Origin of the sequence: Actinomadura terrae (assembly GCF_022751215.1) — a bacterium.
GTDB classification, from domain to species: Bacteria; Actinomycetota; Actinomycetes; order Streptosporangiales; family Streptosporangiaceae; genus Spirillospora; species Spirillospora terrae.
Window position 1 is genome coordinate 287241 of the sequence record NZ_JAICDG010000004.1, and the last position, 15830, is coordinate 303070.

The window sequence follows — 15830 nt, forward strand, 5'->3', positions numbered from 1 at the left end:
TCATTCGCCGGTCCCGGGCCGCCCCGAGCCGGGGCTCTGGAACACATCCGCCCGGGGGTGGGTGCCGCAGGTCAAGGGTAAGCGCGAACGGGCCCGGTGCGGTCACCGCCCCGTCGAAAGGGGATTGGGTCGCCGTCGCTCTGGGGCCGCACCGCCCGTGTCAGGACGTGGTCCCTCCGTACACATGCGGGGCGAGCGTGCCGACGAATGGCAGGTTCCGGTACTTCTCCGAGTAGTCGAGCCCGTACCCGATGACGAACTCGTTGGGGATGTCGAACCCGATGTAGCGCACGTCGATCTCGGTCCTGACCGCCTCCGGCTTGCGCAGCAGCGCGCAGATCTCCAGAGAGGCGGGCCCACGCGACAGAAGGTTGCTCACCAGCCACGACAGGGTGAGACCCGAGTCGACGATGTCCTCCACGATCAGGACGTGGCGGTCGATGATGTCGGTGTCCAGGTCCTTGAGAATCCGCACCACACCGGACGACTTGGTGCCGGAGCCGTACGACGAGACCGCCATCCAGTCCATGGACGCCGGCGTGTGCAGGGCGCGCGCGAGGTCCGCCATGATCATGACGGCGCCCTTCAGGACACCGACGAGGAGCAGGTCCTTGCCCGCGTAGTCGGCGTCGATCTGCTCGGCCAGCTCCCGCACCTTGGCCTGCAACCGGTCCTCGGGGATCAGTACCTTCGCCAGGTCCGTGCCCAGGTCCTTCTCGTCCACAACCCCACCCTCATCGCTGTGACACTCGCTTGCCCGGCGGACGGCCCGCCGCCGCGCGGCCGGCACGCCATATGGCGCCTGCGACGCGATCTCAGGCCGGGCCGAACAGCAGCCTGCCATACCGCCGGAACGCGCGAAGACCCCCGGGCAGGTCGACGTGCCGCTGCCCGCGCCAGGCCGTGACCAGCCGATCCACCGCATCGACATGGACGGCCGCGAGCGTACCGGGTGGGCTTCCGGCCTCGACCGCCGCCATCCGCAACACCCGGGTACGGACGGCTCTGGGCAGGTCGCCGAGGCCGTCCAGACGCAACGTGACAAGGGCTCGGGGCTCGTCGCCCTCCCCGGTGGGCCCGGCCGGTTCGGAGGCCGTCAGATCGGCGTAGGCGGCCGCGGCCATGTCGTCGAGGGCGTCGGCGTCGTCGCGCAGCATCCGGGCCGTCCTCGCCAGGGCCTCGGTCACTCCCGGGCCCAACGCCTTCTCCAGGACGGGGAGGACCTCGTGCCGGACGCGCACGCGTGTGTAGGCCGGGTCGTCGTTGTGCGGGTCGTCCCATGGCTCCAGCCCCATGGCGAGGCAACCCTTACGCACGGTCGCCCTGCCGATTTCCAGCAGCGGGCGCTTGTAGAGCACGGTCGCCATGCGCTCCGAGGGCGACCGAGTGCGTGTGAAGGACGAACGCATGCCGGACAGGGAGCGCGTACCCGAACCCCGCGCCAACCCCAGCAGGACGGTTTCGGATTGGTCGTCCCTGGTGTGGCCCAGCAGGATCGCGGAGGCGTCCAACCGCTGGGCGACCTCGTCCAGGGCCGCGTAGCGGGCGTTGCGGGCGGCGTTCTCCATCCCGCCCTCGGCCCCTACGGAGACGGCGACCGATCCGACCGGATCGAGACCGAGGCCCGTCAGCAGGCGGACGACCGCGTCCGCCCGGACGTCCGAACCGTCCTGGAGGCCGTGGTCGATCGTGACCGCGCCCGCCGCATGGCCGGAGCGCGGAGCCTCGAACGCCAGTGCCCCCGCGAGCGCCAGGGAATCGGCGCCGCCGCTACAGGCCGCGAGCACCATCGCGCCGGGCGGCAGCGTGGCCAGCGCCCCCCGCACAGCGTGACGTACCGCCGCCACCGCCGGATCAGGCCCCATGCGCTACCTCTACCACCAGCCGGTGACAAACACGGCGAGCGGAACGGCCGCAGGCGCTGAGACCGCCGAGGTTCCGCCTCAGGCTTCACTGGCCTCCGGCGGGGCCACATCGATGGCGTGCGACCCGACCACCCGCGCTATCCACAGGGCCGGTTCCTTGATCTCGTCGTGCGTCGGCAGGGTCTCCGGCGACTGCCAGACCTTGTTGAAGCCGGACATGCCGGTTTCGGCGACGACCCGCCGCACGAACCTCGACCCCTCCGCGTACTGCTTCATCTTCAGGTCGATGCCGAGCAGCCGCCGGATCGTCTTGTCCAGCTTGGAGCCGCCGTCCCGCCGCCCCTGGAAGCGCGAGCGGATCTGCTGCACCGAGGGGACGACCTCCGGGCCGACGGCGTCCATGACGTAGTCGCCGTGGCCCTCCACCAGGGTCATCACGGCGGTGAGCCGGTCGAGGATCTCGCGCTGCTCGGGGCTCTGGATCGCGTCGATGAGGTTGGCGTCGCCTCCCCGGACGGCGTCGGCGACGGCCTCCGCCGCGTCCCGGAGGCGGTCCAGCATGACGCCGGGGTCCAGATCGGACGCGAGGAGGAACTTGGTCATCTGGTCCTGCACGTACTCGCGCAACCAGGGGACGCCGGTGAACTGCGCACGGTGCGTCTCCTCGTGGAGGCACACCCAGAGGCGGAAGTCCCGTGATTCCACGCCCAGCTCTTGCTCGACATGCACGATGTTGGGCGCGACCAGGGTGAGCCTGCCCGTCGGCGCACGCCCGGACGGGTCCGGAGGCAGGAAGAGCTCGTACTGCCCCAGGACGCGGCTCGCCATATACGCGAGGATCGCGCCCACCTGCATGCCCGTGACCCGGGAGCCGACGGCCTGGACGACCACGTTTCCGGCACCGCCCAGTCCGCCGCCCGTACCGCGCCGTTCGGACATCTGCTCCATGAGGGGTTCGAGCACCACCCGGAAACCGTCCACGTTGGCCCGTATCCAGCCGGGCCGGTCCACGATCGTCGCCGGGGCCGGATCGACCTCGGAGGCCATGCCGGTGAACTCCCTGACGTGCCCGTGGGCGAGCCTCGAAAGCTCGCGGAGCTCCGCCACGACCTCCCGGGCCTCCGCGTGGCTGACCTGGGGCCCCGGCCGGACGAGCCGGGTACCGGCCTGGACCGCCACGTTCCAGTCGATCATTGAGGCGCTCATGTACTCCACCGTACGTTTCGGAGACGGCGCCGGAGCGCCCCTGCACGATCGTTCAACGAACAACCGTTCTGGTTATCTCCCGTACAGCCCCTCCCACACCCGTACGGCCTGCCGACACGACCGGGCCGTCCAAGCCGAAACCCATGCGCGGATGGGTCAGCCGCAGCCGCACGTCGCGACGGCTGCGGCGAGCCGGTCGAGTTTCCCGGGATCCACCGGCGTCTTGCCGTCCCCCGCCATGAAGGCGAACGCCAGCAGTCGCCCGTCCGCGTCAAAGGCGATGCCCGCGAGAGTGCTGACGCCCGAGAGCGTGCCGGTCTTCGCGCGCACGATCCCGGCCCCGCCCTGACTCGCCGGAACCGTGTAGCGGGGCGGGCCCAGCGTCCCCGAGAAGCCCGCGATGGGCAGGCCCGTGATGACAGCCCGCAGATCGGGACGGTCGGGGTTCGCCGCGAGAGAGACGATGCGTGCGAGCGCCACGGGGGAGATTCGGTTCAGGGGCGAAAGTCCGCTGCCGTCGTTGACCTGCACGCCGTCCGCGACGCCGAGCCTGCCGAGGACCTCGTGCACGGCCTGGGCCGCCCCGGCGAAGGACGCCGGGCGTCCCAGCTTTATGGCGACCTGCCTGGCCATCGCCTCGGCCACATCATTGTCACTGTCGGTCAGGAGATGCTCGACCAGCGCGGACACCGGGGGCGACTGGACGGCGCCCAGCTGCGCCGCGCCCTTCGGAGCGTTGACCATACGACCCGCCTTGGCGGCGACCCCGTACCGGGACAGCATGCGCGCGAACGTGGCCGACGCCGCAGCGGGCGGGTTGCCAACGCGTGTTTTGTGCTCCGAGCCCGCCGGAGCGACCCGCCCCTCGTCCACGGTCAGGGCGGTGACAGGGGCCAGCTCACCATCAGGCAGGTAGTTGGGCTTCCAACTGGCGGCCGCGCGAGGGCCCTGATAGGCGGACGTGTCGTAGTCCACTCGCGTGCGGCTCACACCGGATGACTTGAGTTGCGCCGCAGTCTGCTTAGCCAGTTCCGAGAGCGACGCGTATGGCGGACGGCCCCCGCCGGGACGCTCCGGGAGGGCCGTGAGGGTGGGATCCCCACCTCCGACCAGTACGATGCCGCCGCCGGCACCACGCACGACCTTGGTGGTGATCCGGTGCCGGGGCCCGGCCGACGCCAGCACCGCCACCGATGTCGCCAGCTTGGTCGTGGAGGCCGGGGTGGCCGGTTGCCCGGCGCGCATGTCGAACAGCGGACGCCGGGTCACGGCGTCGATGACCACCGCGTTGACCTTCCCGCCCGGGCCGCCGATCAGGGGCGTCAACCGTCCGGCGAGGACGGACGCGTTCGGAGGCCGCCCCGCGGCGGGATCGGCGGCGGGCACCACGGCCGACGCCCGCACGAGATCGCGCTCGGCGACACCCGGCGGCTGGGGCGACAGGTGCCGTTGTGGTGTGAGTTTCGCCACTGCCACCCCCGCCACGACGGTGAAGACAATAAGGAGGGACAATGACATCACTGCCGGGGTCCGGCCCCGTCCAGGCACGTGACCGCCCCTCTCCCACTCAGCAACCACCAACGTGCGACATCCTTATATAAGGGAACACCCACCCTGTGGGGGGCGGCCTCGCCCGCACAGGCTCCCGAAAGACTATTCACTGCGACCGCGCAGGGAGCGGAGGACATCTTGGATTTCGACGTCACCATTGAGATCCCGAAGGGCCAGCGGAACAAGTACGAGGTGGATCACGAGAGCGGCCGAATCCGGCTCGACCGCATGCTGTTCACCTCCACGCAGTACCCCGCGGACTACGGGTTCATCGAGGACACGCTCGGCGAGGACGGCGACCCCCTGGACGCGCTGGTCCTGTTGCAGGAGCCGACGTTCCCCGGCTGCCTCATCCGCTGCCGCGCGGTGGGCATGTTCCGGATGACGGACGAGGCCGGTGGTGACGACAAGGTCCTGTGCGTCCCCGCGACGGACCCGCGCATGGAGCACCTGCGCGACATCCACCACGTCGCCGAGTTCGACCGGCTGGAGATCCAGCACTTCTTCGAGGTGTACAAGGACCTCGAGCCCGGGAAGTCCGTCGAGGGCGCGAGCTGGGTGGGCCGGGTCGAGGCCGAGGTCGAGATCGAGCGGTCCCGCAAGCGCGCCGTCAACCAGGGCGGGCACTGACGGGCTCCCCGCTCCGGCGACCGGCTGGGCACCCACCTGGAGAACCGGCTGGGCTCCGCCCCGCGCAAAGGCTGGGCTCCGCTCGGTGCAACAAGCCGGGTTCGCCTTCGGAACGAGACTGCACGGCTCAGGACGACGCTTGGCGGACGGCGCTGGTCCGCTCCCGCCGCCCCCGCGACGGCCTCCTGGAGAACCCTTCCGTACGGGACACCGTGCGGAAGGGTTCTCGCCGTACAGGCGTCGGCCCCTGTCGGGCCTGGCGCGGCTGTGGGTCGGCTCCTCAAGGGCGGGTCAGCCTGAGGGGCGCGTAGCGCCGATCAGGTCGTTCCGGTGGATGCTGGAGATCCGTACACGCGCGCCCGTGTAGGGCGCCTCCACCATCCGGCCCTGTGCGAGGTAGATGCCGACATGATGAATCGTGTCCGGGTTGGACGTGTCCTTAGCGAAGAAGACCAGATCCCCTGGGCGAAGCTCACTTACGGGGACGTGCGGGCCGGACGTCCACTGCGTCCCCGTCCAGTGGTCCAGCCGGACACCCGCCTGGGCCCACGCGTGCATGGACAGGCCGGAGCAGTCGAAGCCGAAGATGGCCGCGCCCTGCCCGGTACCGAAGCTCGGCCCGTCCGCCGTGCCGCCGCCCCAGGAGTACGGGGTGCCGAGCCACCTGAGCGCCGCCCGCGCGACGATCAGTCCGCGCGTCCTGGACAGGGCCAGCCCGGCTGCCGGACGGCCTGACCCCTCGTAGGCCGATCGTGCTTCGGCCGCCTCCAACGCCCGTTCCCGCGCGCGCTTGACCTGGGCCGCGTGTGACTCCGCCTTGGACAGGCGCCGCTCCAGCTTCTGCTTCTCCGCGGTTATGCGTTGCACGGACGCCTGTTGCGTATCCACGGCGTCCTGTGCGCGCCGTTTGGCGTCCTCCGCGCGTCTGGTCGCATCGCCCTGTTCCTTGGACGCGCCCTTCGCCTGCTTGCGGAATACGTCCGCCACGTTCTCGGCCGCCTCCACCTGCCGGAGCGCCCCCGCACGCTGCTTGGCGAGCACCTCCACCATCCCCGCGCGGTCCATGAACCCCTGGGGGCCGCCGTGCCCGGCGACCGCGGACGACATCTGGTCGTATCCCGTGTTGTGCTGGTAGGCCTGCGCGGCGAACGTCGCCAGCGCGGCCTGGCTCTCCGCGACTCTCCGCCCCGCCTGCACGAGTCGCGCCTGAGCGTCGCGGTAGGCCTGCTGGGCGCGCTCCAATCTGACCCGCTCGCCGTTGTAGCGCTCGATGGCGCTCTCGGCGGCGACCGCGAGCCTGTCGAGTTCGCCATCCGCCTGGGCGAGCATCGCCTTCGTCCGGCCCACCTCCGCCGCACGGTCCTCGACAGCGCGTTCGCTCCGCTCCACATCCCGGGCACTGGGGGCGGGCTCGGCGGTGGCGGGCGGCACCAGCCACGTCACGCCGATCGTCACTCCGGTGGAGAGGGCAACGAAGCGCAGCATCGCACCCCAGGTGGAAGAACGGGTCCGGCCGCGGAGCCCCGCCGTGCTCGATGCCATGCACCCGTCCTGCCCGGGGCTGGTTTTGCTTAGCGCAAACGATCACCTACGAAGAGTGGTTCAGTTGGGCAACGATCGGAACTTCCCTTGCCCGAACGTGGTCGAACCACCCGGGCCCAGTTGAATCGGTCAGGCTCGTCCAAACCAGTCGGATCGGAGTTGGAACACGATCTTGGTCGGAGCACCGGCGGCCCGGCCGGTCCGTCTGATGGATCAGCGCGTGGCGGGGCCCAGCCCAGGAGGGATCGGCGGCCGGGGCAGTGGGCCTGGCGACTGCGGCGAATCCGAATGGCCGCCAGAGGGCGGCGGGCCCGAGGAGGGCGCGGGCTCCGGCTTCGGCGGTTTCGGTGAGGCAGGCGGCTTGGGGTCGGAGGATGAGGCGGAGCCGCTCGATCCCCCGCTCTTCGACGGCGAAGAAGGAACCACCGGGTCAGGGCTCGTGGAAGTGGACGTCGACGCGGGACCTGGGACGCTCGAGCCGGGACTGCTGGGCCGCCACGTGACATGCACGGGAATCCCGCCGGGCTGGAACAGAACGCCACCTTCGCCTTGCGCGGCTGCGTTCCGCGCTACGTGCACGTCCACGGTCGCCATCTGGCCCGGCGCTAGATGTCCGGAGACCGCGCTGGGTCGAACGCCTCCCCAGCTCCTGGCACGCCACGTGACCGGTCTGCCGGTTGCGCGCAGCACGATCGAGCCGTCCGAACCTCCCGCCAGGTCGAGGAAGTGCGGGGCGACGTCCAGCCGCCTGTTCGCGCCAGTGGCCGATGGATGATGCGCCCAATTCCCCGAGCTGACCTCGTACACCGCCCGCGGAGGCGTCGCGAACAGGGCGATCGGCGGCGCGGACGACCCACGCGAACCGAGCGGAGAGGTGACCGACGCGGGAACGGCGTCGATGGTCCCGTTCCTGCCCGTCCCTGGCCGCGCGGCGCCGGCCGCGGCGTGCGCCCGCTTCTGCCCGGGGCCAGCGTCCGGACGTAGGCCGCCGGCGGTGCCCGCCCGTCCGGGGCGCCAGTCCAGCAGACCGAAGAACCCGTTCGCCGAGGCGAGCACACCCCCGAAGAAGACCGTCGCCACTCCTACGACGAGGGCCACACGGCGTGCGCGCACACCCCACGCGCTCCTCTCTGACGTGCCGCGCTCCGGGTGGAGGCGGCTCGGCCGAGAAGCATCACGTCCAGGACGGGACACGCTGGGCACATGCGCCGTCTGCCGTGGCTGCGCCGGAAACCCGCTCGGCGTGAACTCGGCGGCACGGTTGGCGACGAAAAGCCGGTACCCGACGAGTTCCGGATCCAGGAAGCAGGCCAGAACCCGCTGCCGCAGGTCCGCTGGAGGCTCCACGTCCGGGAGAACGCCGAACACCTTGGCCGCTGAGACGGTACGCGGGCGGAAAGCCGCACAGACCTCGCATTCCTCTGCGTGCCTGAGCAGCCGCTGCCCCCGCTCCGTCGAAGGCTCGCCTCGTCGCACGCGAAGGAGCAGCGCTCGCTCGGCGCAACCGTACGGCCCCTGATGCGCGAGGATCTCGGCTGTCAGCGCGCCTTCGAGTTCCTCGTGCGCGCGATCCAGCGCGGTCTGGGCCTCCTTGGGCGGCAGATCGAGAACCACTGCGAGGTCGGGAACCGCCAGCTGGTGCCGAACCCGCAACTCCAGGACTTCACGGGCGTGCGGCGGCAGGGCCAGCACGGCCTGCCACGCCACGATCCGCTGGTCGGCGTCGTCCTGGTCGTGCTGGGCGACGGGGAGGTCGGGTGGCCGGGCACGCGTCGGCAGACGGCGAGCGCACTCCTGCCGGGCGATGGCGTACAGCCACGCCCCGAACCGGTCGGCGTCGCGCAACCTGTCGATGTGCGCCTCGGCCACGACGAAGGTGTCGCACAGCACGGTCTGGGCCGCGTCCATGTCGTGCAACTGGAACCAGCAGTACGCGTAGATCCGGTCGGCATACGCGTCATAGACCTCGGCCGTGGCATTCGGATCACGCGCGCGCAACGCCTCGACCAGAAGAGGGTCGTCCATGGCAGCAAGGTAAATGCTCCGAGATCCCTCAGTCGTGAATTTGAGAGATCTGAGGCCGGTGTCGCCCGCCATTCCTCTACATTGATCGACACTCTACAGGATTACGACAAGTTGACTTTTCGCGGGCAATTAGCCGCCATGTCGGTTTCCAAGCCGGACAGCCGCCGGGGCGGGGCGCCCGTCACGACAAACACCCCTTAAGAATCTTCTTGACTTTACGTGCTATTCACTCGATCTCGGACATACTGCCGTTGACACTGTCATCGTGACAGTGTCATCATGGCGGCATGGACGGAACCTGGACGATCAGCGAACTGGCGGAACGCGCCGTCGCGGCTCTCGCCGCCGGCGAATCCGCGCAGGTCAGCGGCCGGGTCCGCGACATGCCGAACGAGCGCCTGATCAGGTGGTACACCACGATCGGCCTCGTCGACCCGCCGCTGGCACGGCGTGGCCGTATCGCGCTCTACGGCCGACGGCACCTCCTCCAGCTCATCGCCGTGAAGCGGCGCCAGGCCATGGGGCGCTCGATCGCCGAGATCCAACTGGAGCTGGCCGCCGCCACCAACGCGAAACTGGAACAGATCGCCGCACTTCCCGCGCCCGACTCCCCAGCGACAACGGCCACCACATCCGACTCGCAAGCGACGGACACCTCGCGCGCCGATGCCACGGGTCGCCCGCGAAAGGCCGAGACGTCAACTCGAACGTCGAACCCAACCGTCAGCCGCGTTTCCGGCCCCCCGAAACGTTCACCCCGACCGTCCTCATCGCCGACCGATACCACGGAAAGCCAGAACGCCCAGCCGCCGGATGCCGCCACTTCCCACCCCACCGACGCACCGACCCCCACCCCTCCAGGCGCCACCTCGCCCGCCAGCGGCGCGCCCCACACCACCACGCCAGCCGACCAAGCTCCCAACACCGCCACGCGAGACACCGAGGCGCCCAACACAGCGGCCTCGCCGCACCGACAGGAAGCGGCGACCGGCGGACACCAAGCCGGCTCCGCCCTCTCGAACACCGCCGGCGCCCTCCCCGCCGGCACCGCAGACGCAACAGACACCGCGGACGTGACCGGCACCGCGGAGGCAGCAGGCACCGCGGAGGCGACAGGCACCGCGGAGGCGGCAAGTGCCGCGGAAATGGCGGGCACCGCAGAAGCAGCAAGTGCGGCGGAAACGGCAGGCGCCACAAGGGTGACAGGAGCCGCAGACACCGGAGGGGTGGCAGGGCCGGCAGGCACCCCAGGACCGGCAGGGGCGACAGACACCGCAGGGTCGACAGGCGCCACAAGGGTGACAGGGGCGACAGGGGCGTCGGCAGGCGCCGGGGCAACAGGAGCGTCAGGCACCGGAGCCGATACCGCGAGCGACTCCGACGGCCGTTCAAGGTTCTGGAGCGCCCGCCCCGACGTGTCGTACGACCGAGGCACGCCCGTCTCCTACGGCGCGCCTCCCCCCACGGTCCTTCAGGGCGTCCGGCTGGCGCCCGGGCTCATGCTGCTACTGGAGATCGCCACGCTGAGCGGCGACGACCTCGACGCGATCCAAGCCGCCGCGGAGCCCCTGCTCGAGGAGCTGCGACGACGCGGTCTAGCCCCGTCCCCCACAAGCCCGGTCCCAACGAACCCGGTCCCAGGCAACCCGTCCCCCACGAAGCCGCCCACCGCCCCCTCCCGGAGGTCACAGTGACCGTGCGCATCCTGCCGCTACCCGAGACCGCGACGCCTCCGGAACCCGACGGCGGGCTCGGGGCACTGACCACCGACAGGGGCAACCTGCCGCTCGACTCCGTCGACGTCCACGCCTCGATCACCGGCCTGGCCGCCGGAATCGAGGTCGCCCAGGGCTTCCGGAACCCGTTCGACGTCCCCCTGGAGGCGACCTACATCTTCCCGCTGCCCGACCGCGCCGCCGTCACCTCGCTCCGGATGGAGGCGGACGACCGTGTCATCGAGGGGACGCTGAAGGAGCGCGGGCAGGCCCGCCAGGACTACGACACCGCCATCGCCGCCGGTCAGCGGGCCACGATCGCCGAGGAAGACCGTCCGGACGTCTTCACCATGCGGGTGGGGAACATCCTGCCGGGCGAGCGCGTGACGGTCCGGCTCACCCTCGACCAGCCCCTGCCCTGGGAGACCGACGAATCGGGCTCCAGCGCCACGTTCCGGTTCCCGCTGGTCGTGGCCCCCCGCTACATCCCGGGTGTACCGCTGCACGGCGAACGCGCAGGCTCCGGAGTGGCGGACGACACCGACGCCGTGCCCGACGCCTCGCGGATCAGCCCGCCGGTGCTGCTTCCCGGCTTCCCCAACCCGGTGCGACTGTCGATCACCGCCGACATCGACCCGTCCGGCCTGCCGCTCACCGGCATCCGCTCCGCCCTGCACGTCGTCACCGAGAACGAGGAGGCCGGACGCACGACCCTCCGCGTCCAGCCGGGGGAACGCCTCAACCGCGACTTCATCCTGCGCCTCGACTACGCCGCGCGGGAGACCGCGTCCCTCGCGCTGGCCCCGGACGCCTCCGGCGAAGAGGGCACGTTCACGCTGACCGTCCTCCCGTCCGGCGAGGCCCGGCCGAGTCCTCGCGACCTGGTCCTCATCCTCGACCGTTCCGGCAGCATGCGGGGCTGGAAGATGGTCGCCGCCCGCCGCGCCGCCGCCCGCATGGTCGACACGCTCCGCACCGAGGACCGGTTCGCCGTCCTGTCGTTCGACACCGTCGTTGAACGACCCCGCGACCTCGACGCGGGCCTGGCCAACGGCACCGACCGCAACCGGTTCCGTGCCGTCGAGCACCTCGCGACGCTGGCCGCCCGTGGTGGAACGGAGATGCTCGCCCCGCTCGACCAGGGCTGCGCCCTGCTCGCCGACTCCACCCGCGACCGGGTCCTCGTCCTCATCACCGACGGGCAGATCGGCAACGAGGACCAGATCCTCGCCCACCTCGAACCCCGCCTCCAAGGCGTCCGCGTCCACACCGTCGGCATCGACCGCGCCGTGAACGCGGGCTTCCTGAACCGACTCGCCGCCATCGGCCAGGGCACCTGCGAACTCGTCGAATCCGAGGACCGCCTGGACGAGGCGATGGACCACATCCATCACCGCGTCGGCACACCGCTGGCGACCGGCCTCTCGCTCCACCCCGACGGGCTGGAGGTCGTTCCCGGCTCGGTCTCGCCCAGCCGCTTCGGCGCCCTCTTCCCCGGTGTCCCGCTGGTGATCGCGGGTCGCTACCGCGGAGAGCCCGCCGGAACCCTGTCCGTCCGCGGCACCACCGGCGACGGCGCGCCCTGGGAGCAGCACGCTCCCGCCACGCTCACCGAGAGCACGACCGCGACGTCCATATGGGCCCGCGCACACCTCCGCGACCTCGAAGACCGCTACACGGTCAGCGGTTCCGACGACCTCGAACACCGCATCGTGGAGACGTCCCTCAAGTTCGGCGTCCTGTGCCGCTTCACCGCCTTCGTGGCCGTCGACAGCCGGGTCGTCGCCGAAGGCGGCGCACCCCACCAGGCCGTCCAACCTGTGGAGGCTCCCGATGGCTGGGCCGCCCCGATGGCGGCCCCGATGGTCGCCCCGGCCGCCTTCACGGCCCAGATGGACGCGGCCGCCCCCGCACCCATGTCCTACGGAGCACCGCCGCCCGCGCCGGGCGCCGCCCCACAGGTTCCGCCCCCCGGCGCCGCGCCGCACGCTCCCGCACCGGCTGCTGGATCGCCGCCACCCGCACCAGGCGCCGTAGCCCGACGAGGTTCAACCCGCCCGCCGGAAAGCGCGTACGGCATGGCCCCTCCACCACGACCCGGACCCCGGCCCGCACCCCGCAGAGCCCGTCGCCCACTCAACCAGGAACTCGCCGCCGAACTCGAACGCCTCCGCAACGTCCCCGACGACCATGACCAACGACTCGATCACCTGACACGCGAACTACCGCTCGTCATCGACTCACTCCTCCGGAACATGACGTCCTACAACCTCGACACCACGTCCCTGAAGGCGCTCCGCGACGAACTCCGCCTTCTCGACACGTCCTCCACACCAACCCACATCAACGAGCTCTGGGCCCGCGCCCTCCAGATCTTCACCGGACTCACCAAGGAACCGACCCGCCGCCCCTTCTGGAAGCGCAACAACTAGCCGCAACTCCACCCACCACCACAGGAGCGTCCAAGGCCCAACTCCGCACCCAACAAGCCCCGCCAACAGCCGAGGGGCGCCCACCAACCCCACGCCATCCCCGCCGCCCCCGGCCGTCAACAACTCCGCATCAGCGCGCCTGGACGGTGGGTTTGGTGATCGCCATCGTGACCACGGTGTCCTCCCAGTCGGCCAGGTCGTCGGCGGTCTGGCAGAGGCGTTCCTATCGGTCGGTCAGCGGCTCGTCCCACCAGGTGTCGTTGGACATCAGCGGTGAAGGCGGCAGCGGTCTAGCCGGTCTCACCCATCCCCGGCGCCGACCCAGCGGTGCAGACGACCGCGGCATGCGCCCGGTCGCGGATCCGCCAGGTCTCGCCAGGTCTCACCCGGTCGGTCTGCACTGTCGATCAACTCTGCCGTGCAGAAATGGCGGGTGCAGCACGAAGGGGCGCCCTCCTGGATGGAGGACGCCCCCGCGATCATCCGGTCCCCCCGGCCGGAGGACGCCCCCGTGGATGTCCTCCGAAGCGAAGGACTACCGGGGTGATCTTTCAGCCGTGCTTCGGGCGGTGACGACGAAGAAGGGGAATCAGGTTGAGGGCTAGACCCACGACCGCGACGCCGCTGACGAGGTTGACTCCGGGGTGGAACTCGCCGAAGTCCCCGCCGCCGCTGTGCGCGCCACCCGCGACCAGGGCGGTGACGACGGCGAGCACCAGGGCCGCGCCGACCTGGCCGGAGGTCTGCACCAGGCCGGAGGCGAGCCCCTGCTCGGAGTCGTCGATGCCGTCGGTGGCCTGCGCCATGATCGAGCTGAACCCGAACGCGAAGCCGCCACCCAGCAGGAGCATCGTCGGCAGGATGGTGAACGCGTAGTGCGGCGTGTCACCGGCGGTCGCCAGGAACCAGACATAGCCGAGGCTGAGCGACAGCATCGAACTGAAGATCAGCGGCGACGTCCCGTAGCGGTCGATGAGGCGGCCGACGAACGGGGAACCGAAGGCGACCAGAAGTCCGGCGGGCAGCAGCGCCATGGCCATCTTCAGCGGCGACCAGTGGAGCACGTCCTGGAGGTACAGGGTCATCATGAACTGGAAGCTCAGGTAGGACCCGAAGAGCGCGACGATGCTCAGGTTGGCGCGGACGATCGAGCCGATCCGCAGGATGCCGAGGCGGATCAGGGGGTGCTTCACCTTGTTCTCGGTGATGACGAACCCGGCGAGCAGGATCGCCGCGACCGCGACCGAGCCGAGGGTCACCGGGTCGAGCCAGCCCCGGTCCGGCGCCGACACGACGGTGTAGACCGCCAGCAGCATGCCCCCGGTCAACGTGACGGCACCGACAAGATCGTGGCCGCCGTCGGCGGACGGCTTGTCACGCGGGATCAGCGCGATGCCCGCGACGAGCGCGATCAAAGCGAGCGGAACGGGCGTCAGGAACGTCCAGCGCCAGCCGAAGCTGGTGAGCAGCCCGCCCAGGATCAGCCCGGACGAGTAGCCGCTGGCGCCAAAGACCGAGAAGACCGACAACGCCCTGTTGCGCGCTGGTCCCTCATGGAACGTGGTGGTCAGGATGGACAGGGCCGTAGGCGCGGTGAACGCGGCGGCGAGGCCCTTCACGAATCGGGTGACGATGAGCAGCGTGCCATCGTTCACCAGCCCGCCGATCAGGGACGCGACGGCGAACACCGCCAGCGCGGCCAGGAAGACCCGGCGGCGGCCGAGCAGGTCGGCGGTCCGTCCGCCCAACAGGAGAAGTCCGCCGTAGCCGAGGACGTAGCCGTTCACGATCCACTGAAGCGAGGTGGTCGACAGGCCGAGCTCGGACCCGATCGACGGCAGCGCGACGCCCACCATGGAGACGTCGAGTCCGTCGAGGAACAGCACGGCGCAGAGGACGGCGAGGACTCCCCACAGCCGGGGAGTCCAGGTCTGTTCGGCCGGAGCGCCGGTTGCCGGCGCACGGACAGCGGAGGCAGGTGAGGTGTCGGTGATAGTCACGTCGTAGGACAGTACATGCACGTGCATCAAATGTCTACGCACTAAATTCTGTGGAATTTAATTCCGATGCATCTGATGCGCACGCATGCTAGGATGCGCGGCATGGAGTCGAACGCTGCTCTGGTCGGGCGGTGGCGATCGCTGTCGACCTGCTACAACACCGTCGCGTGTGATCTCGATCGCACGTTGCACGAGGCCCATGGCCTGACCATGAGCGAGTTCGAGACACTCGACCGCCTCGTCGAGGCCGACTGTGAGAAGCGCCGCATGCAGGAGGTCGCGGCCGAGATGTACCTCAGCCAGAGTGCGCTCTCCCGGACGGTCGCCCGCCTGGAGAAGCACGGCCTCGTGCAGCGCGGCCTCTGCGAGTCAGACCGCCGTGGCGTCGTCGTCGAGGTCACCGAAGCCGGCCGCAAGTGCCACGCCCAGGCGAGGAAGACCCACCTGGCAGTCCTAGCCAAGCATCTCGCGCCCGTCCCAGAACCGGTCGGCTGACCGCCCCCCCAGCGCAGCCACACCTGAACTGGCGCGGCTCCAACCGGGCCCTCGAACACCCGAGCGCCAGCGACCGCCGGGCGACCTCCACCAGGCCGTCCCGGCGCCAGGCGACTACGTATCGCAGGACCCCGCGTCCTCTGAATCACGCATTGATCCAGAGCGGAGCTGTGAGCTGTGGACGGCCGTGCGCACACTCTGGCGCGCCCGCCGCTTCACACGGTCCGTCAGCCCGCCGCCGAGTTCCCGACAAGCCCGCGCGCAGAGCACACGAATTCAGACCGCGCGGGTTCGAACGCGCGGCTAGGACGATGGCAGGGAGGCGGCGCCCTTGGCCCACTGGGCGGAGCCGGCGTGCGAAGCCCTGCA

The 15830-nt window shown here is 70.4% G+C and carries 11 protein-coding genes; 4 read left to right on the forward strand and 7 right to left on the reverse strand.

The features are described from left to right. Nucleotides 1–160: 160 nt before the first annotated feature. The 4 genes from hpt to dacB all read right to left on the reverse strand — a co-directional run bounded on the left by hpt (nucleotide 161) and on the right by dacB (nucleotide 4556). Nucleotides 161–724, reverse strand: coding sequence for a hypoxanthine phosphoribosyltransferase (hpt, locus tag K2F47_RS25975; protein WP_242907907.1), 564 nt, complete (start codon nucleotides 722–724; stop codon nucleotides 161–163). Nucleotides 725–815: 91 nt separating this feature from the next. Next, complete coding sequence (gene tilS, locus K2F47_RS25980; protein ID WP_242907909.1) at nucleotides 816–1865, reverse strand: tRNA lysidine(34) synthetase TilS; 1050 nt, start codon at nucleotides 1863–1865, stop codon at nucleotides 816–818. 78 nt (nucleotides 1866–1943) lie between these two features. Continuing rightward, nucleotides 1944–3059: an Rv3626c family coenzyme F420 biosynthesis-associated protein gene (locus K2F47_RS25985; protein WP_242908786.1), complete on the reverse strand. Its 1116-nt coding sequence runs from the start codon at nucleotides 3057–3059 to the stop codon at nucleotides 1944–1946. A 168-nt stretch (nucleotides 3060–3227) separates the two neighbouring features. Next, complete coding sequence (gene dacB, locus K2F47_RS25990; RefSeq protein ID WP_242907911.1) at nucleotides 3228–4556, reverse strand: D-alanyl-D-alanine carboxypeptidase/D-alanyl-D-alanine endopeptidase; 1329 nt, start codon at nucleotides 4554–4556, stop codon at nucleotides 3228–3230. 204 nt (nucleotides 4557–4760) lie between these two features. On the opposite strand from dacB, the gene K2F47_RS25995 reads away from it, so the two are divergent. Continuing rightward, nucleotides 4761–5252 (forward strand): inorganic diphosphatase, encoded by a 492-nt coding sequence (locus K2F47_RS25995; protein ID WP_242907913.1) that lies wholly within the window; start codon nucleotides 4761–4763, stop codon nucleotides 5250–5252. Nucleotides 5253–5543: 291 nt separating this feature from the next. Here the strand turns inward: K2F47_RS25995 and K2F47_RS26000 are convergent, their stop codons facing one another. Together K2F47_RS26000 and K2F47_RS26005 are read right to left on the reverse strand one after the other, a co-directional pair. Further along, on the reverse strand, nucleotides 5544–6737 hold the full coding sequence (locus tag K2F47_RS26000; protein ID WP_242907915.1) for an NlpC/P60 family protein: 1194 nt from the start codon (nucleotides 6735–6737) through the stop codon (nucleotides 5544–5546). A 270-nt stretch (nucleotides 6738–7007) separates the two neighbouring features. Next, the gene (locus tag K2F47_RS26005; RefSeq protein WP_242907917.1) at nucleotides 7008–8819 is read right to left on the reverse strand and encodes a sigma-70 family RNA polymerase sigma factor; all 1812 of its coding nucleotides are present in this window, start codon (nucleotides 8817–8819) and stop codon (nucleotides 7008–7010) included. A gap of 383 nt (nucleotides 8820–9202) precedes the next feature. Between K2F47_RS26005 and K2F47_RS26010 the strand changes: the two genes are divergently transcribed. Both K2F47_RS26010 and K2F47_RS40880 read left to right on the forward strand, forming a co-directional pair. Further along, the gene (locus tag K2F47_RS26010) at nucleotides 9203–10513 is read left to right on the forward strand and encodes a helix-turn-helix domain-containing protein (RefSeq protein WP_242908788.1); all 1311 of its coding nucleotides are present in this window, start codon (nucleotides 9203–9205) and stop codon (nucleotides 10511–10513) included. Beyond that, nucleotides 10510–12966 carry a VIT domain-containing protein gene (locus K2F47_RS40880; protein ID WP_308198461.1) on the forward strand — a complete coding sequence of 819 codons (2457 nt, stop codon included), beginning with the start codon at nucleotides 10510–10512 and terminating at the stop codon, nucleotides 12964–12966. Before K2F47_RS26010 ends, K2F47_RS40880 begins: the two co-directional genes overlap by 4 nt. Before the next feature lie 551 nt (nucleotides 12967–13517). On the opposite strand, the gene K2F47_RS26020 is transcribed toward K2F47_RS40880, so the two are convergent. Beyond that, on the reverse strand, nucleotides 13518–14993 hold the full coding sequence (locus K2F47_RS26020; protein ID WP_372490916.1) for an MFS transporter: 1476 nt from the start codon (nucleotides 14991–14993) through the stop codon (nucleotides 13518–13520). Nucleotides 14994–15068: 75 nt separating this feature from the next. Between K2F47_RS26020 and K2F47_RS26025 the strand changes: the two genes are divergently transcribed. Further along, entirely contained in the window at nucleotides 15069–15461 is a 393-nt protein-coding gene (locus K2F47_RS26025; protein WP_242907921.1) for a MarR family winged helix-turn-helix transcriptional regulator, read from the forward strand. The last annotated feature ends 369 nt before the right edge of the window (nucleotides 15462–15830 follow it).

What these genes read in the sequence shown, in the direction of transcription:
- K2F47_RS26025 (WP_242907921.1), top strand. Translation starts at nt 15,069, where the DNA reads ATGGAGTCGAACGCTGCTCTGGTCGGGCGGTGGCGATCGCTGTCGACC.
- K2F47_RS26000 (WP_242907915.1), bottom strand. Translation starts at nt 6,737, where the DNA reads ATGCTGCGCTTCGTTGCCCTCTCCACCGGAGTGACGATCGGCGTGACG.
- K2F47_RS26020 (WP_372490916.1), bottom strand. Translation starts at nt 14,993, where the DNA reads ATGCACGTGCATGTACTGTCCTACGACGTGACTATCACCGACACCTCA.
- K2F47_RS25985 (WP_242908786.1), bottom strand. Translation starts at nt 3,059, where the DNA reads ATGATCGACTGGAACGTGGCGGTCCAGGCCGGTACCCGGCTCGTCCGG.
- tilS (WP_242907909.1), bottom strand. Translation starts at nt 1,865, where the DNA reads ATGGGGCCTGATCCGGCGGTGGCGGCGGTACGTCACGCTGTGCGGGGG.
- K2F47_RS26010 (WP_242908788.1), top strand. Translation starts at nt 9,203, where the DNA reads ATGCCGAACGAGCGCCTGATCAGGTGGTACACCACGATCGGCCTCGTC.
- K2F47_RS26005 (WP_242907917.1), bottom strand. Translation starts at nt 8,819, where the DNA reads ATGGACGACCCTCTTCTGGTCGAGGCGTTGCGCGCGCGTGATCCGAAT.